Annotated in this window: 18 protein-coding genes and 2 pseudogenes; 5 read left to right on the forward strand and 15 right to left on the reverse strand. The window is 61.5% G+C overall.

The features are described from left to right. Nucleotides 1-81 precede the first annotated feature (81 nt). Complete coding sequence (locus R4P64_RS00420) at nucleotides 82-1,026, forward strand: LysR family transcriptional regulator (protein ID WP_317818851.1); 945 nt, start codon at nucleotides 82-84, stop codon at nucleotides 1,024-1,026. On the opposite strand, the gene R4P64_RS00425 is transcribed toward R4P64_RS00420, so the two are convergent. Together R4P64_RS00425 and R4P64_RS00430 are read right to left on the reverse strand one after the other, a co-directional pair. Next, nucleotides 960-1,904: a LysR family transcriptional regulator gene (locus R4P64_RS00425; RefSeq protein WP_317818852.1), complete on the reverse strand. Its 945-nt coding sequence runs from the start codon at nucleotides 1,902-1,904 to the stop codon at nucleotides 960-962. The two genes, R4P64_RS00420 and R4P64_RS00425, sit on opposite strands and share 67 nt — an antisense overlap. Nucleotides 1,905-1,937: 33 nt before the next feature. Next, on the reverse strand, nucleotides 1,938-3,128 hold the full coding sequence (locus R4P64_RS00430) for an acyl-CoA dehydrogenase family protein (RefSeq protein WP_317818853.1): 1,191 nt from the start codon (nucleotides 3,126-3,128) through the stop codon (nucleotides 1,938-1,940). A gap of 223 nt (nucleotides 3,129-3,351) precedes the next feature. Between R4P64_RS00430 and R4P64_RS00435 the strand changes: the two genes are divergently transcribed. Continuing rightward, the gene (locus tag R4P64_RS00435) at nucleotides 3,352-4,572 is read left to right on the forward strand and encodes an acetyl-CoA C-acetyltransferase (RefSeq protein ID WP_317818854.1); all 1,221 of its coding nucleotides are present in this window, start codon (nucleotides 3,352-3,354) and stop codon (nucleotides 4,570-4,572) included. Between the two features lie 12 nt (nucleotides 4,573-4,584). Here the strand turns inward: R4P64_RS00435 and R4P64_RS00440 are convergent, their stop codons facing one another. The 4 genes from R4P64_RS00440 to R4P64_RS00455 all read right to left on the reverse strand — a co-directional run bounded on the left by R4P64_RS00440 (nucleotide 4,585) and on the right by R4P64_RS00455 (nucleotide 8,929). Next, nucleotides 4,585-5,781 (reverse strand): CaiB/BaiF CoA-transferase family protein, encoded by a 1,197-nt coding sequence (locus R4P64_RS00440; protein ID WP_317544970.1) that lies wholly within the window; start codon nucleotides 5,779-5,781, stop codon nucleotides 4,585-4,587. A gap of 33 nt (nucleotides 5,782-5,814) precedes the next feature. Further along, a complete protein-coding gene (fabG, locus tag R4P64_RS00445; RefSeq protein ID WP_033233311.1) occupies nucleotides 5,815-6,555 on the reverse strand; it encodes a 3-oxoacyl-ACP reductase FabG in 741 nt (246 codons plus the stop codon). 39 nt (nucleotides 6,556-6,594) lie between these two features. Further along, on the reverse strand, nucleotides 6,595-7,758 hold the full coding sequence (locus R4P64_RS00450; RefSeq protein WP_116102709.1) for an acyl-CoA dehydrogenase family protein: 1,164 nt from the start codon (nucleotides 7,756-7,758) through the stop codon (nucleotides 6,595-6,597). Between the two features lie 106 nt (nucleotides 7,759-7,864). After that, on the reverse strand, nucleotides 7,865-8,929 hold the full coding sequence (locus tag R4P64_RS00455) for an enoyl-CoA hydratase/isomerase family protein (protein ID WP_317818855.1): 1,065 nt from the start codon (nucleotides 8,927-8,929) through the stop codon (nucleotides 7,865-7,867). A gap of 109 nt (nucleotides 8,930-9,038) precedes the next feature. On the opposite strand from R4P64_RS00455, the gene R4P64_RS00460 reads away from it, so the two are divergent. Further along, nucleotides 9,039-10,220, forward strand: coding sequence for a CoA transferase (locus R4P64_RS00460; RefSeq protein WP_317818856.1), 1,182 nt, complete (start codon nucleotides 9,039-9,041; stop codon nucleotides 10,218-10,220). Beyond that, entirely contained in the window at nucleotides 10,217-11,584 is a 1,368-nt protein-coding gene (locus R4P64_RS00465; protein WP_317818857.1) for an amidohydrolase family protein, read from the forward strand. The genes R4P64_RS00460 and R4P64_RS00465 overlap by 4 nt, the downstream gene beginning before the upstream one ends. Here the strand turns inward: R4P64_RS00465 and R4P64_RS00470 are convergent. Next, complete coding sequence (locus R4P64_RS00470; RefSeq protein WP_317818858.1) at nucleotides 11,581-13,101, reverse strand: acyl-CoA synthetase; 1,521 nt, start codon at nucleotides 13,099-13,101, stop codon at nucleotides 11,581-11,583. The genes R4P64_RS00465 and R4P64_RS00470 overlap by 4 nt on opposite strands. Nucleotides 13,102-13,146: 45 nt before the next feature. Continuing rightward, nucleotides 13,147-13,944: an enoyl-CoA hydratase gene (locus tag R4P64_RS00475; RefSeq protein ID WP_033233380.1), complete on the reverse strand. Its 798-nt coding sequence runs from the start codon at nucleotides 13,942-13,944 to the stop codon at nucleotides 13,147-13,149. A gap of 110 nt (nucleotides 13,945-14,054) precedes the next feature. On the opposite strand from R4P64_RS00475, the gene R4P64_RS00480 reads away from it, so the two are divergent. Beyond that, nucleotides 14,055-15,485, forward strand: a complete 1,431-nt coding sequence (locus R4P64_RS00480) for an aldehyde dehydrogenase family protein (RefSeq protein WP_172936997.1) — start codon at nucleotides 14,055-14,057, stop codon at nucleotides 15,483-15,485. Between the two features lie 26 nt (nucleotides 15,486-15,511). Here the strand turns inward: R4P64_RS00480 and R4P64_RS00485 are convergent. From R4P64_RS00485 to R4P64_RS00515, 7 genes and pseudogenes are all read right to left on the reverse strand, one after another. Further along, a pseudogene (locus R4P64_RS00485) lies at nucleotides 15,512-15,903 on the reverse strand (type II toxin-antitoxin system death-on-curing family toxin). Further along, on the reverse strand, nucleotides 15,900-16,034 hold the full coding sequence (locus R4P64_RS00490) for a hypothetical protein (protein ID WP_257013245.1): 135 nt from the start codon (nucleotides 16,032-16,034) through the stop codon (nucleotides 15,900-15,902). The pseudogene R4P64_RS00485 and the gene R4P64_RS00490 overlap by 4 nt, the downstream one beginning before the upstream one ends. Before the next feature lie 58 nt (nucleotides 16,035-16,092). Continuing rightward, nucleotides 16,093-18,021, reverse strand: coding sequence for an SEC-C domain-containing protein (locus tag R4P64_RS00495; RefSeq protein WP_317818860.1), 1,929 nt, complete (start codon nucleotides 18,019-18,021; stop codon nucleotides 16,093-16,095). Between the two features lie 62 nt (nucleotides 18,022-18,083). Next, entirely contained in the window at nucleotides 18,084-19,928 is a 1,845-nt protein-coding gene (locus R4P64_RS00500; protein WP_317818861.1) for an SEC-C domain-containing protein, read from the reverse strand. Between the two features lie 44 nt (nucleotides 19,929-19,972). Next, a pseudogene (locus R4P64_RS00505) lies at nucleotides 19,973-20,574 on the reverse strand (GAP family protein). Nucleotides 20,575-20,655: 81 nt separating this feature from the next. Next, on the reverse strand, nucleotides 20,656-22,209 hold the full coding sequence (locus tag R4P64_RS00510) for a polyamine aminopropyltransferase (protein ID WP_317818863.1): 1,554 nt from the start codon (nucleotides 22,207-22,209) through the stop codon (nucleotides 20,656-20,658). Then, nucleotides 22,209-22,679 carry a DUF350 domain-containing protein gene (locus R4P64_RS00515; RefSeq protein ID WP_033233385.1) on the reverse strand — a complete coding sequence of 157 codons (471 nt, stop codon included), beginning with the start codon at nucleotides 22,677-22,679 and terminating at the stop codon, nucleotides 22,209-22,211. Before R4P64_RS00515 ends, R4P64_RS00510 begins: the two co-directional genes overlap by 1 nt.

Consider the following 22,679-nt stretch of genomic DNA (forward strand, 5'->3'; position numbering starts at 1 on the left):
CGAGCCATAGCTCAGACCTATATCGGCAGGTCGAAGGATGTCATCACAGTCGAGACGGCATCATCTGGGAGAATTCGTCAGATGCAGGCACCCGGGATGGACATTCGCAGCGCGCAGTACCTCGTTGCCGTTGTCGATCACGGCGGTGTCACCGCCGCCGCAAACGCACTGCACATCTCCCAGCCGTCGCTGTCACAGGCGGTGCGCAATCTCGAACGGACTCTCGGTTCCACACTGTTCGAGCGCACCGCACGCGGCTTGATCCCCACCGCGGCCGGAGCAGCCGTCGCCGACGCTGCTCGGACACTACTGCGCGACGTCGCCAAGGCCGAGACCGCAGTCGCTGCGGTGATCGCACTGCGATCGGGTGAACTCACCATCGCTGTTCAATCCGACCTTGCGCTCGACTGGGTCGCCGATCTGGCTGGTCAGCTTCACCGCACCGCTCCGGGTATCACCTTCTCCACAACCGCGGCGCCCAGCGCCCACGAGGTGCTCGCCTTGGTCCGGTCGGGCAGGTGCGAACTCGGTTTTCTCGAACGCGATCTCGCGGACGGACCGTCGGACGGCCTTCTCGAGATCGAGGCCAGTGCTCAGGAGATGGTTCTGTCGATCCCACCGGCACTTGCGGTCGACCTTCCCGATCCGGTGCCCCGCGCGTCGATCGGGGCCCTGCCCATGATCGTCGAAACACCGACAAGCCGTCGCAGCTACCCGATCGGAGGCGACGGGGGCCTCGTCAACGTCGTCGCCGAGGTCCCCGATCGCCTGGCCGTTCGTGAGATGGTCGGCCACGGCGTCGGCGCCGCACTACTACCCCGCTCCATCGCCGAGCAGGACTCCCCCGCGGCGAGCGTTCGATCGCTGGACCCACCAGTCATCCGACGGACACGCATCGTCTTTCGTGACGGATCGTTGTCACCGGCTGCGGCGGCGCTGGTTTCGAATCTCCCCGCTGCTCAGAGTCCTTCGACAAACAGCTTTCCCAACGGCGACAATCTCTCCGGATCGAACTCGATACCGTAGGTCAGCGAGATCGCAGGGCTCAACGGGAAAATTTCGGCCCCCGACGCGGCTGCACGTTCGGCAAGAGAACGTTCCATGAACGCCATCCCCAAACCGGCGAGGACGAACTCCCCGACGGTCTCCCGCTGCGCAAGTTCTGTCGACATCCGTGTTCTGGCACCGGCAGCATGCAAAGAAGACTCGATGACGATCCGGGCCTGTGAATGCTTCAGCACTCCGACTACGGGAAGATCAGGAAGCGCGGTCAACGAGACAGGCTCTCCCACAGCAGGTTTAATTCCACGTGGCCAGACCGAGAGCGGCGCCTGCGGGGGAAGAGCAAGCCAGTAGTCGTTCACTCCGATGATGTGTGTCGACAGTTCAGACATCTCCGGTGGCCAATAACTGAAAACCAGCTCGCACACCCCGTCAGCCAATACCTGTTCGGCGGTATCGCCGCGTGGGAGCTCGCTGACACGCACCGTGATTCCCGGGCAGCGTCGACGGAAATCGGCCACGATCCGCGCCACCGGCCCCTCCAGTCCCTGAGCGGCAGAGCAGATGTCCAGGCGGCCCTTTGGTTCGATATCCACCCCGATCGCAGCAGTGGACGCAGCTGCGCTACTTCGCATCATTTGCCGAGCGGGCCCGATCAGTGCGCGTCCGGCCGACGTCAAGACCAGACCCCGACCGACGCGGTGGAAGAGTTCGACGCCCAGTTCACGTTCGAGACCGCGAATACCTTGCGACAACGACGGCTTGGTCACCGACATGGACTGCGCCGCCGTCGCCAACGACATGGGCTGCGCTGCGCTCGCCAACGACATGGGCTGCGCTCCGCTCGCAAAGGACTCCCCGCCTGCAACGGCGAGAAAATACTCGATCTGACGTAGGTCCACCCGTCGACTTTACGACGGACACCAAAACGCGGTTCAGTTATACGAGCGCAACAGTCCCTTGCTGATGATCTGCTTCTGGATATCGCTGGTGCCCTCACCGATCAGCAGGAAGGGCGCCTCACGCATCAAGCGCTCGATCTCGTACTCCTTGGAGTACCCGTAACCGCCGTGAATACGGAAACTGTCCTGGGTGACTTCGGCACAGAACTCACTGGCCAGGTACTTCGCCATACCGGCAGCAACGTCGTTTCGTTCGCCCGAGTCCTTGAGCCGAGCCGCATTCACCATCATCAGGTGGGCCGCTTCGACTTTGGTACCCATCTCCGCGATACGGAACGCGATGGCCTGATGCTCGGCAATCGGCTTACCGAATGTCTCACGCTGCTTTGCATACGTCACCGCAAGTTCGAAAGCACGCTGCGCGATACCGCATGCACGCGCCGCCACATTCACCCGGCCGACCTCGACACCATCCATCATGTGCCGGAACCCGACGCCGGGCTTGCCACCGAGAACCGCGTCCGCGCTGATCTCGAAACCGTCGAAGACCATCTCCGTCGTGTCGATTCCCTTGTAGCCCATCTTCTCGATCTTGCCGGGGATGGTCAGGCCGGGAAGAACTTCACCGAATCCGGCAGGCTTCTCGATCAGCAACGTCGTCAGATTGTTGTGCGCCTTCTCCGCGCCTTCGTCCGTCTTCACGAGCACAGCCACCAGAGTTGACGAACCACCGTTCGTCAGCCACATCTTCTGCCCGTTCACCACGTAGTCGCCGGATTCGGTGCGTTTCGCCTTGGTCGAGATGGCAGCAACGTCGGAACCCAGTGCCGGCTCCGACATCGAGAAAGCACCGGTGAGCTCCCCGGTAGCCAGCCGCGGCAGGTAGTTCGCCTTCTGCTCCGGTGTCCCGTGTGCCGAAATCATGTGTGCCACTATGAAATGGGTGTTGATGACACCGGACACGCTCATCCAGCCGCGAGCCAATTCCTCGACGCACAGTGCGTACGTCAGGAGGGATTCTCCGATGCCACCGAACTCCTCGTCGATCGTCAGACCGAACAGACCCATGTCTTTCATCTGCTTGACGATGTCCGTGGGATACGTGTCGGTGTGCTCGAGTTCTTGCGCGGCGGGAATCACCACACGATCGACGAATCCCCGCACGGCACCGATGATGTCGTTCTGCGTCTCGGTCAATCCCGCAGTCTGCGCCAAACGCGTCACTGTTCCACCTGTTCTTCGAGGGAGATCCTCCGACCATTCAATCCCCGAAACGCAGGGGTGTCAAAGTTCGACAACCATACGAATGGTTAGGGAAAAACTATGTCCGAGCAGCACTTCTACCGCTGTTGACAACCACGGCGCGCATGCTGAATATTCGAGGGCACGCGTTCGTATTTCTCTAAACGCACCTTCCTCGTCCACACTCTCCCGACAGGCGCATTCCATGTATGACGCAGTCATCTGTGAACCCGTTCGTACGCCAGTAGGCGGATTCGGCGGGGTCTTCAAAGACGTTCCGGTAACCACGCTTGCGGCCACCGTGATGCGAGGACTGATCGAGCGGACCGGACTCCAGTCCGCCGATATCGACGACGTCGTCTTCGGTCAGGGTTACGCAAACGGCGAGGCCGCTGCCATCGGGCGCATCGCAGCACTCGACGCCGGACTGGATATCTCGGTTCCCGGCATCCAACTCGACCGCCGTTGCGGGTCAGGTTTGCAGGCAATCATCTACGCGGCCATGCAGGTTCAGACCGGCATGAGTGATCTGGTGATTGCCGGCGGCGCTGAAAGCATGAGCGGCGTCGAATTCTATTCCAACGACATTCGTTGGGGTACGAAGAAACCCTCCGTCGAGTTCCACGACCGCCTGGCCAAGCCCCGCACCAACTCGGGAGGCGTCAATTTCCCGGTCGAAGGCGGCATGATCGAAACAGCCGAAAACCTGCGACGCGAATATGCGATCTCACGCGACGAACAAGACCGCTACGCGCTTCGCTCGCACGAGCGTGCCGTGAACGCACAGGACAAGGGATACTTCGACGAGGAGATCATTCCTGTCACCGTCCCATCCCGCCGCGGCGACGCGAAAGTTGTTACCCAGGACGAGCATCCGCGTCGAGATGTGCAACTGTCCAACCTCGCCGCACTGCGCCCGCTGCGTAGCCGCGTCGACCCGGACGCGACCGTTACCGCCGGAAATGCCTGCGGGCAGAACGACGGCGGCGCGGCGGCCATCGTCACCACGCCCGCCAATGCCGAACGACTCGGATTGCGCCCCTTCGCGAAACTGGTCAGCTGGGGCGTCACCGGCGTCGAACCGAACCGCATGGGCATCGGCCCCGTTTCTGCGGTGGCAAAAGCGCTCTCACGGGTCGATCTGCAACTCTCCGACATCGATTTGATCGAAGTCAACGAGGCATTCGCCGCTCAGGTCCTCGCGTGCGCCCGCGCCTGGGGTCTGAGCGAGACGGATCTCCTCGAACGGTTCAACGTCAACGGTTCCGGCATCTCACTGGGCCACCCCGTCGGCGCTACCGGCGGACGAATCCTCGCGAACCTGCTGCGTGAACTCGACCGTCGCCAGGGCCGCTACGGAATCGAATCCATGTGCATCGGCGGCGGCCAGGGCATCGCCGCGGTCTTCGAAAACCTACGACGATAAAACGTTGGGGCGCTATCCGATCGATCCGTCTCGGTGAAGGTCGGCGATCTGATCGGCCGTGCGCCCCAACTCCGTCAGAATCGACTCGGTGTGCTGACCAAGGGAGGGCACATCACCCATCTTCATTTCCACGTCGGAGAAGGTCATCGGGGGTAGCACAGCGTCGATGGGCCCAACTTCTGTTCCCACGGATCGCCACCGCGAACGCTCGTCCAGCTGAGGGTGTTTCAGCAATCCGCCCATGTCGTTCAACGCTGCTGCGGGCACACCCGCTGCGGCCAGACGCTTATCCAGCTCTGCGGTCGAATACAGTCGCGTGAGCGATCCGACCATCTCATCCACCTCGGCTCGATTCTCGACCCGGACGATATTGGTGGCATATCGCGGATGATCCACCAGATCTTCCCGCCCGAAGACGTCGACCATGAGCGTCCGCCATCCGCGCTCGTTCTGGACTCCGATGAGGATCTGACCATCCGACGTCGGGAACGAATCGTACGGAACGATGGCCGCATGCCCGAGCCCGACTCGCGGAATCTGCTTGTCCGCATACATTTTCATGTACATCGGGTGGCCGAGCCACTCGACGGTCGCGTCGAACATCGACACGTCGACCGTTGCGCCTTTGCCAGTTCTCTCCCGACGGAACAAGGCACCCAGTATCGATGTCAGCGCGTACATCCCGGCTGCGATGTCGGAAACCGGAACACCCGTTTTCGTAGCCGTCTCGGGTGTTCCGGTCACCGAGATCATTCCGGTCTCGGCCTGCACCAACATGTCGTACGCCTTGCGCTCACGACGTGGTCCGGCGCTGCCGTATCCCGACATGTTGATCACGATGAGCCGAGGGAACTCTGCTCGGAGCGTGTCCGCACCGAAGCCCAGTCGATCTGCAGCATCCGGAGCGAGGTTCTGCAAGAAGACGTCGGCTTCCGCGATGAGATCGAGCACGACTCGACGGCCGGACTCCGACTTGACGTCGACGGCAATCGATTCCTTGGAACGATTGAGCCACACGAAGTGCGAGCCCTGACCGCGCACCGCGCCGTCGTAGTGACGAGCGAAGTCGCCCTCACCCACCCGCTCGATCTTGATCACGCGAGCACCCATGTCCGCGAGATGCCGACTGGCGAGCGGCGCCGCAACGGCCTGTTCCAACGCCACCACGGTAATCCCGTCGAGTGGGAGATCCGAATGCGACTGTCCCATGTCAGAGTCCATTCCTGAATTGAAGCACGCGCCTCAGATGTGGCGCCCGCCCGTAATTTCCAGGACGGTACCGGTCAGGTAGCTCGACATATCACTCGCGAGGAACACCACCACGGACGCAACCTCGGACGGTTCCGCGGCACGACCCATCGGAATTTCGGCCAGCTTGCTGTTCCAGACGCGCTCCGGCATCGCTTCGGTCATCGCTGTGCGAATCAGTCCGGGCTGGACGGCATTGACCCGAACATTCTTGAACGCAACCTCTTTGGCAGCAGCCTTCGTGAGACCGACGATTCCGGCTTTGGCGGCCGAGTAGTTGGTCTGGCCCAACATGCCGACCTTGCCTGAAATCGACGAGATGTTCACGATCGATCCCGTCTCACGCTCGCGCATGCGGGCCGCGGCTGCGCGAGTTCCGTTCCAGGCACCCTTGAGGTGGACGGCAATCACGTCGTCGAAGTCCTGCTCCGTCATGTTCCGCATTGTCGCGTCGCGAGTCATGCCGGCATTGTTGACCATGACATCGACTGGGCCGAAAGCACTTTCAGCTAGATCGAGCATTGCCTCGACCTGGTCGGAATGGCGAACGTCGCACGAGATGAACCGCGCCACGGAATCGCCACCGAGCTCAGCTGCGGCAGCGACGCCGACAGTCTCGTTGATATCGCCGATCACCACGGTGGCGCCTTCTTTGATAAAGGTTCGGGCAATTTCGAACCCGATACCCTGTGCGCCCCCGGTCACTACTGTCACCTTGCCGTCCAACAGTCCCATGTCCACTCCATTCGTCAGTTGAAGAAAGTACGTGCTGTATTACTTCGCTTGCTTCTTCGCTTGCGACACAAGACCGCCGCCGAGTATCAACCGCTGAATTTCACTGGTTCCCTCGTACAGGCGCAGCAACCGCACTTCCCGATAGATCCGTTCGACAGGAACGCCCCGCATGTACCCGCTGCCACCGTGGATCTGGACAGCGAGGTCAGCTACGTTTCCGACCATCTCGGTGCAGTAGAGCTTTGCCGCAGACGGTCCGAGTCGACGGTCCTCGCCGCTGACGTAGCGCGCCGCAACCTCACGGACCATTGCCCGGCCGGCCATCACACCTACTTGTTGATCTGCAAGCATCGCTTGGACCAATTGGAAGTCACCGATCACAGTCCCACCCTGTTCCGTGACAGTGGCAAAGGCGACAGATTCGTCGAGGGCTCGCTGGGCTGCTCCCACCGACAATGCGGCAATATGAACGCGTCCACGTGCCAAGGAAGTCATGGCAGCGCGATATCCGGTGTCTTCGTCGCCCCCGACCAGGGCCGATGCGGGGACGCGCACGTTGTCGAAGCTGACCTCGGAGGTCCAGGCACCTTCCTGACCCATCTTCTTGTCCTTCGGCCCCACCGTGACACCTTCGGTATCGGCCGGGACCAGGAAGACAGCGATACCGGGACCGTCGGAGTCGGCCGGACGCGTGCGTGCGAACACGACAAACAGTTGCGCTGTCGGGGCATTGGTGATGAACCGCTTGTTGCCGTTGATCACCCAGTCGCTCCCGCCGCGGACTGCCTTGGTGCGCAGGCCGGCGGGGTTGGATCCAGCGCCCGGTTCGGTCAGTGCGAAGGACGCGACTACCTCACCCGACGCGATGCGTTCGAGCCATTCCGCCTTCTGCTCATCGGTGCCGAAGCCGACGAGTACCTGTCCGGCGATGCCGTTGTTGGTGCCGAACATCGAGCGCAGAGCCAGCGACGTGTACCCGAACTCCATCGCGAGTTCGACGTCTTGCGTGAGGTCGAGGCCCAGACCACCCCATTCCTGGGGAATGGCGTAACCGAACAGTCCGATATCGGCGGCCTTCTTCCGGATGTCCTCCGGAATGGCATCGGTATCGGCTATCTCCTGCTCACGAGGGACAACTTCCTTCCGGATGAATTCCCTTGCCGTCGCCAAGATATCGGCGAAGTCGTCCGCGTCGACCTGCATACCCACCACTCACCTTGCTCGTTCCACGTTAATGCGTCTTCCGAAGTCAATCCGGTCGAGCATTATGAGTCAAAGACTTGAAAACGAACCGAAGGTAAGGCGATGCCTATATCGGCGCTATCGAATCGATCAGGCCCCAGTCGAGCGCACGCTCCGTATTGATCGCAGCACCGGAGAGAAACAGGTGGTACGAGCGCCAACGCCCGATCCGGCGCGGGATGGACACAGTGCCACCCGCTCCCGGAATCAAGCCCATCGAGATCTCAGGCAGGCGGAACACCGTATCCGGGTGCGCACACACATCGGCGGCAAAGGCCGGCACCTCGATGCCCGCTCCCACGCAACTTCCGTGAACCTGTACCTCGATTCGATCGGACAGCCGGGCCATCAGCCGCGCAGCTCCCGATCGCGTTCGAATCAGATGCGCGATCGCCAGATCCGGAGTGGTCCCGAACTCGTCCAGATCACCTCCCGCGGAGAACGACGGCCCAGCGCCGTCGAGCAGAACCTTCTCGATGCCGGGGTCCATCACGGCGACCTGTAATGCTGCGACCAGCCCGTCACGCACCTGCGCCCCGTAAGCGTTCCGACGTTCCGGGCGGTTGAGCGTGATGTGCAACAACCCATCTCGACGCTCGATCAGCACCGGTTCCTGCGGAGCTGGGGGCGGCAGCGGCCGTGGTCCTCGACCAGTGAGCCACCGCTCGAAGTCCGGAGTGCCCAACAGCGTCGAGTAGGCCAGAGATTCCACGTCAAGCGCTGCGGGGATCGACAGGTTTTCACCCAACCGCAGAACCTGCGAGGCAACAACTGACGCATAAGGATTTTCTTGGAAGCGGTCGAAGACAGACGCCAGTTCAGCGTCGGGATCTTCGACACCCACAAACTCTCGGACGTTCTCGGTCAATACCGTCGACACCGTCGAGTCGAGCGAACGCGCCAGTGTTCTTGTTGCGGCATCCGGTGTACGGCCCGTGTACCGCCCGAGAACAACACGGTCGGATCCGAGAACTTTCGCCGACACCGCACGGGCTTCGTCCTCTGAGAACTCCTCGTCCAGGTCGACCAGGACCACTGGATTATCAAGTGCGCCACCGTCTGCAAGAAGTGGAAGATCGATCCTGCCGTCGAGAATGTCCTGCGGCGACAGCGCGTGCATCTGGTTGACCATCTTCATCCTTCTCGAGCGCCGAATCATTGCTCGGCTTCCTGCACCCGACGGCAGTTCTGCACGCGGGATACCTTTTCCGGTAATACTTTTCGGAGTGTAACATCGGAGAATGTTTGCCTGGCCCGACGACGCGGACGAGGACCGCCGCGTCCTCGACTGGCTCGGCAGCGGGATAGTGCCACTCACCGGCTCCCCCGACGAATCTCCCAGAATTCCCCCCGGAAACGCCGCCACCCTGGCACGGCACCTCGGTGAATTCATCAACGGCAACGAAGACGGAGCCCGCTTTCTTTCCGAACGCGCGGCATTCACCGGATTCACCCGCAGCGGTTCAATCTCTCTCGGAGGCAGTTGCCGCCTCCTCCCTACACAGGACGGCTGGGCAGCCGTGTCCTGTGCCCGACCGGACGACCCGATTCTGCTCGGTGCACTGATCTCCGCGGAGATCGATGATGATCCCTGGCCGGCGGTCAGTGCCTGGTTAGCCGAACACCCCGGAGCCGAGTTGGCCGAGCGCGCAGCCCTACTCGGGTTGGCGGCTGCCCCGGTCGCACGCCCAACTGCGTCAGTTCCCGCGCCCACTACCCGGCGATCGGTCAAGGATCTGCTTGTTGTCGACTTCAGTGCACTGTGGGCGGGCCCTCTGTGCTCACACCTACTCGGAGCCGCGGGCGCGCGGGTCGTCAAGGTGGAGACCCCGACACGACCGGACGGAGCACGTCGCGGTAACAGCGAGTTCTACGAACTACTGCATGCCGGGCACGAGTCCGTCGTCCTCGATCCGAGTGCCGCTCCCGACAGGTCGGCGCTGGCGCAGCTCGTGGAACGCGCAGACATCGTTATCGAGGCGTCGCGGCCACGCGCACTCGCGGGCTTCGGGCTCGACGCAGAAGCCGCGGCCGCATCCGGTACCACCTGGATCTCCATCACTGCGGCAGGAAGAAACTCCGCTCGCATCGGATTCGGTGACGACATCGCAGCATCAAGTGGTCTTGTTGCACAAGATAATTCAGGTGCGCCCGTATTTGTCGGCGACGCGATAGCCGATCCCCTGAGCGGACTCATGGCAGCCGCCCTCGCCATGTCGGAGACGCCCACCGGCGCAGGATACCTCTGGGACCTCTCGATGGCCGACCTCGTCGCGTCGACGCTCACCCACGGAACCGATACTCCGTTGCCCCCATCGTGCACTGTGGCTATTCCGGAGAAACGCCAGTACGTCGGCAGTGCGCCCACCTCCGGCTCTGACACACACGCCGTTCTCCGCGGCCTCGGAATTGTCGCCCCTTGAACCATCTGCTGATCACCAATTGTTCTGTCGGTGGCCGTCACAGCCTCGACATTCGCATCACGGGCGGCGTGATCACGGAGATCGGCCGCGGACTGACTCGCCACGGCGAGGACGTCCTCGACGCCGACGGCAATCAGATCATTCCCGGCCTGTGTGATCACCACATCCACCTACATGCGCTGGCTGCCCGACGCAGTTCCGTGGAGTGTGGCCCGCCGGCCGTCCGAAATTCCGGAGAACTAGCTGCCGCACTACAGGTTTCACCAGGTTCCGACGGCTGGGTGCGAGGTGTCGGATACTTCGAATCGGTAGCGGGCGACCTCGATCGCGATGCCCTCGATCATCTTCACGCATCACGACCTGTTCGTATCCAACATCGCAGTGGCGCAATGTGGGTGCTCAACACAGCGGGCGTCGTTGCAGCCGGATTGGAACAGGCTGACCATCCCGGTATCGAACGCGATGCAGCCGGAAAACCAACCGGCCGAGTGTGGCGCGCAGATTCCTGGCTCCGAGCACGGATTCCGGGAAATGCCCCACCGCCGTTACGCGATGTGGCGACCGAACTGTCGCGACTCGGCGTCACTGCGGTAACTGATGCAACGCCGGACCTCGCTCCGGAGAGCATCGAATCCATCTGCGCAGCAATGTCTTCGGGAGAATTGCCACAACGGGTTCATCTCCTCGGTGTGCCACTGGGTGTCTCACTGCCGTCGACGGAACCAACCGTCGGCCCGTACAAGATCGTGCTTGCCGATTCCGGACTTCCCGATCTCGAACAGCTTGCCGCCGTTATCGAGTCCGCACACTCCATCGGGCGAGCGATTGCAGCACACAGTGTCAGCCGCGAAGCTCTGCTGATCTTGCTCTCCGTTCTCGGCGAAATCGGCACGATCCCTGGTGACCGGATCGAACACGGCGCATTGATTCCGATCGAATCCATTTCCGAGATCAACCGCCTCGGTTTGGCTGTCGTAACCCAGCCGGGGTTCATTGCCGATCGCGGTGACGACTACCTCGAACATGTTGCTGCCATCGACCACCAGGATTTGTACCGTTGCCGATCCTTGCTGGATGCATCTGTTCCGGTGGCGTTTTCGAGCGACGCACCGTACGGACCACTCGACCCGTGGGCAGTTATCGCAGCGTCACAGGCGCGGTTGACACCCGCGGGCACTGTTCTGGGCGATGCGGAGACAATCGACTACAACACCGCACTGGACGCCTATCTCGGCCGTCCCGGGGATCCAGGCGGCCCACCGCGCCGGGTAGAAGTCGGCGCAGCGGGCGACCTGGTTCTGATCTCCCGCTCGCAGCCGCCCTCAGTACTAGCCACGATCATCGGCGGCAGGCAGGTCTACTAGACGGTGCGCAGTTCCCGCTTCAACAGCTTCCCACTTTGATTCCGGGGAAGTTCCTCCACAAATCGAATGTGCTTGGGCACCTTGAAGGGAGCGATCTTTTCCTTCACGTAGGCGATCAACGCCTCCGGCGTCATGGCGTCCTGACCGTCCTTGAGAACAACGATTGCGGTGATCGCTTCGATCCACTTCTCATCGGGTGTTCCGATGACGGCAACTTCGGCAACACCGGGATGTGTGTAGATGGCGTCTTCGACTTCACGGGATGCGACGAGAATGCCGCCCGTGTTGATGACGTCTTTGATGCGGTCGACGACGGTGATGAAACCTTCACTGTCACGCACGACGAGGTCGCCGGAATGGAACCAGCCGTCGCGGAAGGCTTCTGCGGTTGCTTCCGGGTTTTCCCAGTAGCCATTGCAGAGTTGCGGTGAACGGTAGAGAACCTCACCGGAGACACCGTCCGCAACATCGTTGCCCTCGGCGTCGACAACACGGGTTTCCACGAAGAACACTGCCCGACCGCACGACGACGGCCTATCCGCGTGCTCGTCCGGCTGCAGAACTGCTGCCAGAGGGCCGATTTCGGATTGTCCGAAGCAGTTGTAGAAGCCGATGTCGGGGTAGCGCTCGCGCAGACGGTTCAGCACGGTGACCGGCATGATCGACGCACCGTACTGCGCCTTCTTCAGCGACGACAGATCCCGGGTGTCGAGATCGGGATGATTGGCGAGCGGCACCCAGACGGTAGGAGCGAGGAAAAGTGAGCCGATCTTGTCGGCTTCGATGCGGCGCAGAATCTCGGGGATGTCCGGTGCCGCCATCACGTTGACCGTCGCACCGACGGACAGGTACGGAAGCATGAACACGTGCATTCCCGCAGAGTGGTACATGGGCATGCAAATCAAGGGGTTATCTGCCTTGTCGAGCCCGAGCGCGATCACCGACGACACGTACTCGTAGACCAGAGCGGCGTGAGTCATCATCGCGCCCTTGGGCTTCGACGTCGTTCCCGACGTGTAGAGCAACTGCGCAAGATCCGTTGACGAGGCCCGCGGTTCGAAGTCCGGGACCTCACCCGACGTGCTGATGGCGACCACTGAATTCGTGTCGTCCCGCAGCGGCACAACGTGGTCGATATCGAGATCGCCGCGCACGGAGTCCAACGTCGGCAACAATGCCGGATCCACCAGAACGGCCCGAGCGCCGGACTGCGCAACCAGGTAGCGCAGTTCATCACCCTTGAGCGCGTAATTCACCGGAACGTGGACCAATCCTGCCCGGCAACTCGCGAGGAACCCGATGACATACGCGTCGGAGTTGGTTCCGTACGCGGCCACACGATCGCCGTGCTGCAAGCCGAGGTCGACGAGGTGCGCCGCGACCCGCGTTACCGCCTCGTCGAGTTCTCGATAGGTGCGCGAGCGATCTTCGAAAACAATGGCCACCCGATCGGGGTACTTGGCCGCCGAGCGCCGAAGCACTCCGTCGATGGTGTTGGTACGCGGGTCCAGGCTCATGAACGATAGATTATCGGACGTCCAACTAATGCGAAAGGGCTCGGCTCACTTGTTCTGCCACTGCGGCACCCGCTTATCCACAAACGCCTGCATACCTTCCTGAGCGTCGCAGGTCACGGCGTTTGTTGCCATCGTTTCCGCCATTGCCTCGTACGCCTGCGCCTGGGGCAGATCGATCTGCTGATAGAACGCCTGCTTACCGATCCGAACCGTCAGGGGGCTGGCGGTCGTGATCTTCGCAGCCAAGTCGCGCACTTCCCGGTCGAGGTCAGCCGGGTCGACCACGAAGTTCACCAGACCCCAATCAGCCGCCGTCTCAGCATCGATGGTTTGGCCCGTCAGCAGCATCTGCATCGACCGTTTGCGGCCAACTGCCCTACTCAGGGCCACCATCGGCGTGGAGCAGAACAACCCGATCTTCACCCCGGGTGTACCGAAGACAGCATTCGACGCCGCCACGACAAGGTCACACGACGCCGCCAACTGGCATCCTGCCGCGATTGCCGGTCCCTGCACGGCAGCGATCACCGGCTGGGCGATCTGCTGGACCGTTTCCATCATCTCGGTGCAGCCGTCGAATATCGCGCGCTCGTCATCGAGGGTGCGGCCGATCATCTCCGTCAGATCGTGGCCGGCCGAAAACACGGGCCCCTCGGCCCGCACGACAACGATGCGGACTCGCGGATCGGCGGAGAGTTCCCGAAGTCCCGCTGTCACCTCGCTCATGGTCTGCGCCGAGAGCGGATTGCGCCGCTGCGGCTGATCGAGCGTCAGAAATCCGATGCCCGTCGACTCTTCGACTGATGTAGCTACCGCACTCTCGTTTATCTGCGTCTTCGACATGCGTCCTCTCTACCAATCGAATCCGTCCCGGTCAACGAGACGAAACGGGCAGCTCGCACCGAAGCGTCGATACCTTTTCAGTTAATACTTCGCCACTACGAGGAGTGCCCATGAGCACCGACGCCATCATCACCACCGACCTTGCGCAGATCCTGCAGGCGCAACAGGACGCCACCCGCGCCGCGGGAGCGCCGACTGCAGAAGAGCGTCGCCGGCGCATTCAACAGGTGATCGACCTGCTCGTGGCGAACCACAAAGACTTGACCGAAGCCATGAACGAAGACTTCGGTGGACGCCTCCCGGCCTACTCGGTCATGAATGACGTTCTCGGATCGATGGTTTCACTCAAGCACGTCCGAGATTCCCTTGAAGACTGGATGGTTCGCTCTCCGCGCTCCACCGGCGCCGTCCAGGATCAGCTGGGCGCCAAGGCTTACGTCGCGTACCAGCCCAAGGGTTCCATCGGCATCATCGGCACCTGGAACGCGCCCCTCTTCACACTCTTGAGCCCCCTCGCCTGCGCACTCGGTGCCGGTAACCGTGCCGTTCTGAAGCCCTCCGAAATCGTGCCGCACACCGCTGCCGTCCTGGCCGACGCTGCGGTGCGCACCCTCGATCCACTCGAAATCGCCGTCGTCACAGGCGGACCCGATGTGGCCGACAATCTCACGTCACTGCCCTTCGACCACCTGGTCTTCACTGGAAGCACGTCCATCGGCAAGCTGGTGATGGCAAACGCCGCGAAGAACCTCGTGCCGGTCACCCTCGAACTGGGCGGAAAGTCGCCGAGCGTCCTGGGCAAGAGCGCAGACTTCGCCGAAGCTGCACACCGACTGGCTATCGCGAAGTCCACCAACGGCGGTCAGCTCTGCGTCTCCCCCGACCTGATCTACGTTCCGCGTGAAGGCATCGAACGATTCATCACCGCGTTCGCAAATTCGTTCACCGGCCTCTTCCCCACCGTTGCCGACAACACCGACATGGTCTCCATCGTCAACGACCGCCATCTCGCCCGCATCGAGGGATACATCGCCGATGCCGCGGATCGTGGGGCACGCATCATTACCGTTCCCGACGAAGAACTTTCGGCCGACACGCGTCGACGCCCACTGCGGATGGTCGTCGATCCTCCGGCCGATGCCGAGATCATGAAGGAAGAAATCTTCGGGCCGGCCGTCGTGATCTTGCCTTACGACGAGATGGATGCCGTTGTCGCCGATATCAACTCGCGCCCGAAGCCCTTGGCTCTGTACTACTTCGGTACCGATCTCGACGAGAAGGAATCGGTGCTCGAGCGCACCAATTCCGGTGGCGTCACGATCAACGACGCGATGGCGCACCCAGGTCTCTCCGACGCACCGTTCGGCGGCGTCGGCGCGTCCGGAATCGGCCACTACCACGGCCGCGAAGGTTTCCTCGAGTTCAGCCACGCACGTACGGTTCTCGAAGCGGCAGAACATGATCCGCGCGGCGAGTGGGGCATGTTGCCGCCGTACGGTGACAGCTTCGAGCAGATGATGCTGGCTCAGGTCACACCTTAGGGGCACAGCCCCTGTGCGCCTTTCCGCTAGTCACCGCGACCGGAAAGGCGCACGGGCGCAGCCCAACTGCCGAGCAGAGGCGCGATCTGCGCTATGTCGGCGACACCAGTCGCTGCGTCGATAACCACGTCGTACGCATCATCTTCGGGCGCATCGAGATGTAGCCCGTTGATCGAATAGAAGACAAAAGCAGCAACCCACGACAATCGCTTGTTCCGTCGACCAGGGCATGATTCCGGACGAGGGACTGCAGCAGCGCAGCTGCTTTGACATGAATGTCCGGATAAGCCTCGTCACCGAAGACCGTTGCACTCGGTCGATGCGTGGCTGATTCGAGCAAGCCGACATCCCGAACCTGCAGACCGCCGAGCTCATCACAAAGCACTAAAAGATCGTCGACCGTCAGATACCGAATCACTGTGAGAGACGGTCGAGCAACGGGCCGTACTCGGAAATGGCGGCGCGGGCAGCTCGTCGAACTTCGGTATCTTGACGCAGACGTGCCGCTCGATCAGCAATTGCCCTGATCACGGCTTCCTGCTTGCTCATATTCGAATGATACCGCTCTGATACCAGCACCGAAAGTGACAAAGTTACCGGTTAAGCGCTACCGAAGTGCAGCAAACCGAGCGCTCAAAAACTCGACCAACTGCCAAGGCTCCGTGTCCGGCGAATCGAGCAAGGCAATCAGTCCGTCCTTGTCGGCAGCAGCGATCGGTTCGATTCCCCCGAAGGTTCGCATAGCGCTGCCGGCGGGCAACACCCGCGCACAGACCAACGAACCAGCTTCGAGGTTCAGGCTTCCCCACTCGTCGGCGACGTCGTACGCCACGTCGGTTCGGACATCGCGCAACGTCAGCGATGTACCCGGCACCGTCGACGCAACCTCGTACACCGACTGCGGTACCTGCAACCACTGCTGCGCCAGTTCCAGTTCGTCGGCCGGCAACAGTTCACCTCGCCGTTCGACAAACACTCCAAAGATGTTGCTGTCGAAAAGTGCTGTGTCGACAGCCAATCCACCCTCGAGCGCACGAGTCAACGCGTCGTCGTCATCCCAATGCTGGGCGCGAACCTCGGCGAGGTCGAAGACAACATCGAAGTACTCGGGGCTGCGGGAGAAGAGTTGTGCCTTGATGTACAACCAATTTGCCCGGTCGTCGAAGGTGATCTCCGACTTACCCAGATGGCAGACCTTGTACTTGCGTCCGGATCCACACCAGCACTTGTCATTACGGCCCAGCTCAGGATGTTCGGCCGGCGCATAGCGCGCGAGAACGTCGTGCAGAATCTCCGACTCTCCGCCTTCGATCCGACCCAACAACGCAAGCGCCCGCGTTGCGTCGCTCCGATCCGCCGCGAGCAACGCAAGCTCGAAAATCGCCGGCACCCAATCGGGATCGCGATCGAGCGCGCTCTCGTAGTAGGCCTCGGCCACAATGACCTTGCCGAGACGATCAGCTGCCTTACCTGCGAGCCAGTACGCGGCGGGCTTTACCCGGCGCGGCCCCTTGTCAGCCAGCGCCGTAGCCACCGCGTGCAGGATCTCGTCGTGGTCGTCGAGTTCGGACAACAATTCAAGTGCCGCAGCAGCTGCCGGCGGTTCGGCAACGGCCACATAGATCTGCGGGTTCTCCGTGATCTGCGCACGCGCCCAGTCGCCGATTTCCGACGTGTCTTCCGGGAATTCGAGATGCGCAGCCGACACCAGATCGACCAGCGCGATAACCGCAGCTGCCTCGTCGGGGTGCAGGTTGTCGCGAATCTCGAGCATCCGCGCGCGGTTCGCCAAATGGAACGCCTCGAAATCGAACCCCTCGATCGCGACGTAATCGCCGTCGCGAACATAGCCGGCCGATTCGAGCAGTTCCCCCAGCGGAGCGGCGGGCTGACGGAACAGTGTCGGCTCCTCGAGCATCAACTGCCAGACAATCGCGTCGAGTGTTTCAGCGCCGGTATCGGTGAGGATGTTCGCTAGGGCGTCCGCAAAACCGGGTGTCGGATCGACTACGTCGGCAACGGTACAGAGCGTCAACTCACGATCTGCGACAAACAGCCCGATCAGATCGCCTGCCGCGCATTCCGACAATGCGTCGGGGGCAAGCAGAAAACCTTCGTCAGCCGGGAACGTCGGGTCGTCGATTCCGCGTTCGGCCAGGGCGGCGTCGTCGAGCCCACGATGTACGACGCGAATCTCCCGATCCTCGTTGTCATCGAAGCTGTCGAGAAAAACACGCAAGACCATGAGATCGGGGTTTGCGTCGAGAACGCCAGAGCTGATCTCGGCGTCGGTGAGGCGATGCGTGAGTATCCGGTGCTCGAACAGTGTGTCGAGCGCGGCGTAGCGGGCCCCGGTCAGATAGCCCAACAGCGGATCCTCGACGTACTCCACGAACTCCGTCATGTCGTCCGGCGTTCCATGCCCGGCGTCAGCCAGCAAGTTTCCCCAGTCAGCAGCGGTCTGGGGGCCATGTTCGCGCAACAACTCCATCGCAGCTTCGGCGATCAAGTCATTGGGGTCCATAGGTTCGCTCACCTATCCAACTTTATCCGGTAGGCCCCGGCACGAGTATTCCGCATCGACCAGCGTCGACGCCCTCAGCTCAGCACTCTGATCAGCTCAGCGACATCGTGATGATCCCGCCCTAGAACCTGGAGCACATTGGCGGCCTGCAACTCGGAAGACACGATGACGCTGCCGACAACCTGGGCGCTCGAACCTGCAGGCAGAACGCGAGCACACACCAGATCACCGGGCTCGAGATCTGCGGCACCACTGACAGTCACGGTGTCGCCGGTCCGGCGATCCAGCAGCGTGTTCATCTCGGTCACCTCGAACACGGAACGCTCGACATCGAGCCATTGACGTGCCGTCGCCACCTCATGTTCGGTGAGTAAATTTCCGCGGCGGGTGATGAACTGCGCGAAGATTCCACCCTCGAACAGCGCGATGTCCAAGGCCGGCCCGTCGAAGATACTCCGATCGTCGTCATCGCTGCCGGCGGCGACAAGATCGTCGAACTGAACCACCATGTCGGCAAATTCGGAGGAAAACGCGAACATGCACGCCTTCTTGTAGAGCCAGCGGCCGTCTTCTCGAACCGACTCGTCAACCTTCCCCAGATGGCAGACCTTGTATTTTCGGCCGGATCCACACCAGCACTTGTCGTTTCGTCCCAGCTCGGGATGCTCTACCGGAATGAACTCCTGCAGTACTTCGTACAGGGTTTCCTCGGATCCACCGTCGATCCTGCCCAGCAAAGACAGTGCTCGGGTCGCGTCGCTCCGGTCGGCGGTGAACTGAGCCAATTCGAAAAGTGCCGGACCCCAGTCAGCTTCCCATTCCAGTGCCTTCTCGTAGTGCGCTTCCGCGTCGAGAACGCGTCCGAGACGATCAGCCGCCTTACCTGCCAACCAGTGTGCCGCCGGCTTGACGGCCTTCGGACCGCGTTCGGCCAGCTCGCCGCCAAGCGCTTCGAGGATCATGTCTGCGGTGGGGTCCTGGTTCCGGAATCCCAGATCGAACGCCGCCACAGCTGCGCCCGCATCCGCAAGGGCGGCAAACGAATCAGGAACAACACCGACATGTCGACGTGCCCAGTCACGAAGGTCGAGATTCTCGATCTCGGCGTCGACATATCCGCGCTGAGCCAGGTCGACAAAAGCTACAACAGCTACGGCTTCGTCGTGCGTGAGATCGTAGGTCGACGCAATCTCTGCGGTCTGAATCTGAACTGCGTAAGCAGCGAAGTCGAATCCATTGCGTGCAAGGAGTTCTCGTTGATGCTCGTATCCTGCCGCGGCAAACATCTCGCCCAACGGAGTGCTGGGAACAGTGAACAACGACGAGTCGTCGACAGCGAGTTGCCAACCCACCGCCTCGAGCGCTTCCACACCGTTTTCGGCGAATATCTTCTCGAGTGCCGGCGCCAGATCCGGCTCGTCTTCGACATCCGCCTGCCACACCGTCAGTTCACCGTCTTCGATGGCAATCGCGATCAGATCACCAGCTGCGAAGTTGGCCAAAGTCCCGCGGGGCAAGGCAACAACACGGCGACTGAAAGCAGCGTCGATTCCGCGCTCTCGCAACAAGTCTTGTTCGAACTCTGCCTCGACAACCCGAACTTCGCCGTCGATACTCGACGCGAAACACAACACCGGTTCGAGGTCAGGCGTCGCCTCGAGCACCTCCGACGCGATCTCGATTTCGCTGAGCCTGTGCGTGAACACCAACCCTTCGAGCAGTTCGTCCAGAGCGACATACTTGCCGCCGGGGAGGTACCCGATCATCGGATCATCAAGGTACTCGAGCACTTCGGCAATGTCGGACGGCGAGCCGAACTCACTGACACACTGCGCCCATTCTTCGAGACTGAGCGGACCGCGCTCACGCAGAGCGGTCATCGCAGCAGTAGCGAGGGCATTGTCGTCGACTTCGTTCACCACCCAATAGTAGGCGAGCGCGCAGGCTCGCCAATCTGCCTCGACTAGCCGAGTCCACTGACCCCTTCACCCAACACCATCGCGCCGAGCAGAGCCAGGATCACCGTCATCATGACGGCGTTGTTGGCGGCCATCCACGATTTTGCCGAGTCGAGCATCGACGCGGCACGCTCGCCGAATACGAGGTTGACCACAACCGGTGCGGCGACTGGGCGCTCGCGACAATCGTGAACACAACAGCGGCGATGGCTTGCTCAGCCACGACGTAGGTTCCGGCGGCTATGGCCGCGCCTCCCGCGACGGCCAGTGCAGCATTCTTGGGATTGGCCGCTGAGAGCAACGCGATCCCCAGGGATTTCAGCGGGCTGAGCGAACTGACACTCGACATCCACTTCGGCTGAGTGGCTTCTGCGTCGCCCCGTGGCCGGGATCGCCATTGTCTGAATGCGAGCGCGAACAAGGCTAACCCCAGCACTATCCGGACGACACTTGCCCACCGCGTGGTCTCGGATTCGGGTACGGCGGTGTCGACAAAAGCGATAGTCAGTGCCACCACAGCTCCGATGCCCACGACCCAGCCGAGAATGAAGGCTGCAACCGAGCGCCGTGCGTCTGCAGTGACCAGCATGAGAACCACAACTGCCATCGGCACGGACACAATCGCCAAGCCGACTGCAACGGGCAATGATTGACCTAGCGCATCAAGCACGTGGGTCCTCTCGGTTAGTTAGCGCTCATAGCCCTTGCGCATATCATCTACTATCCGAGGCTGGTCGAGCGTCGACGGTTCCATGTCGCGGCGTGGACGGTCCCGCGGAAAGACCGAAGCCGACGCCAAAGTAGGTCCGTCGAGGAAGCGTAATTCCGGAGCGCTTTCAGGCAGACTCAATTCCGGTGACACTCCCCCGGACTGAGCAAGTACGTATCCCCAGTCACCAAAACTGGGAACGAACACGTGGTACGGGGAGACCCCCAAACCAACTGCGGATACCGTAGACACTGTTCGCCAATAGGCATCGGGCGTCGAATAGGGACTGCCCGACTGGACGACCATCAATCCGCCCGGATTGAGCGCTGCCGCGGCCAGACCGTAGAACTCCATCGAATAGAGCCTGCCCAATGCCGGGGTATCAGGATCGGGCAGATCGACGATCACCGAGTCGAATCCGGGTTGAGGCGTCTCGCGCAACCACCGAAAAGCATCATCGAGCACAACGTGTACGCGTGAGTCTTCGAGTGCACCGCCGTTCAACGATCGCAGTCGGGTGTTCGCCAGTTCGATGACGGCAGGATCGAGCTCCACTTGCACAATGTCCTGAACGCTGGGCATCCGCAACACTTCCCGTGCTGCAAGTCCGTCTCCGCCGCCCAAGATCAATACCCGTTGTGGATTGTTCGTGAGCGCCGGATACACCAGAGACTCCGTGTAGCGATGTTCGTCGACGCTCGAGAATTGGAGATCTCCGTCGAGGAAGAGCCGGACGTCGTTCTTACGTTCCGTGACAACAATTTCTTGATACTGCGATCGCGATGCCGCGACTACAGGGTCGGTGTACAAGCGCTGACGGGCCGTGGTTTCGATGTCGGAGGCGGCGATCAATAGCCATCCGATCAGGCTCGCTGCTAACAACATTGCCACGACGGCAATCAGTCGAGCGCGCAGGCTGAGCTGCCACCGCAGCAGAATCAAGGCAACGACTGCCGCAGCGACGAGGTTGATCATGCCGGTAATTGCTGCGCCCCGGATCATCCCGACCCACGGCAACAAGACAAACGGCCAGAGCAACCCGCCGATCAGCGCACCCAAGTAGTCGGCTGCATTCAGATTGGCGAGCACTTTTCCGGCACTTTGTGCGTCGTTGTCGGTGCGTCCGGATTGCAGCAACGTCATCAGCAGTGGCACTTCCGCACCCACGAGAATGCCGATCAGTGCCGTGGCAGCAACAAGAACTGCCCCGCTGGAACCAAAGAACGTGAAGGTGACGTAGAGCGTGACCGCGCTGAATCCACCGATGATGCCGAGCAGAATCTCCACTGTCACAAAGGAAATAGCCGCGTGCCCCAACAACGGTTTGGCGGCGAGGGCACCGATGCCGAGCGCCGCAACAAATCCGGCGACGATCAGTGACGTCTGCGTGATTCCGCCGCCAGTGAGACTGACCGACAGAGTGAGCAGGGCCAACTCGTAGATCAGTCCGCAGGCAGCGCAGGCAGCGACGGCTGCAAGGAGCAGCACCCGCGCCCGAGCAGTGAGCACAGCGCGTGAATCGGTGACAGTCATCAGGTGAGAGCAGCGGCGTTCACCAAGCCGATGGACAGCAGGGTCACGCCCACCGCCCAGGCCGCACCGCACATCTTCGGATCCTGTACCAGCGCAACCAACTTACCCGGCAGGAATGCATTCATCAGTCGCAGCGCAATCGCCTGGAGAACAATCGCGAACAGACCGTACACGGCTGAATCCGCAAGTCCCTGGGCAAATCCGTCGGAACTGGTGAGAATGGCGGTCACGACGATAATGGCAAGCGCCAGATGGTTGGCACCCAGAAGAATTGCCGCATTCGGATTCTTGTCGACGTACACCTGGTGGCGGAGATTGCCCGGCGTCATAAGATCGAGAACCAGAAATCCGGTGGCCAGAACTGCAACTCCGACGACGAAGTACGCCAGCGTCCCCAGAACACCACCGACCAGCAGAGCTGGGTCAACAGTGCCGATTTCCACAGTTTCAGCAGCAAGGTTGGCGTTCAC

Source organism: Rhodococcus sp. IEGM 1366, assembly GCF_033142425.1.
GTDB classification, from domain to species: domain Bacteria; phylum Actinomycetota; class Actinomycetes; order Mycobacteriales; family Mycobacteriaceae; genus Rhodococcus_F; species Rhodococcus_F globerula.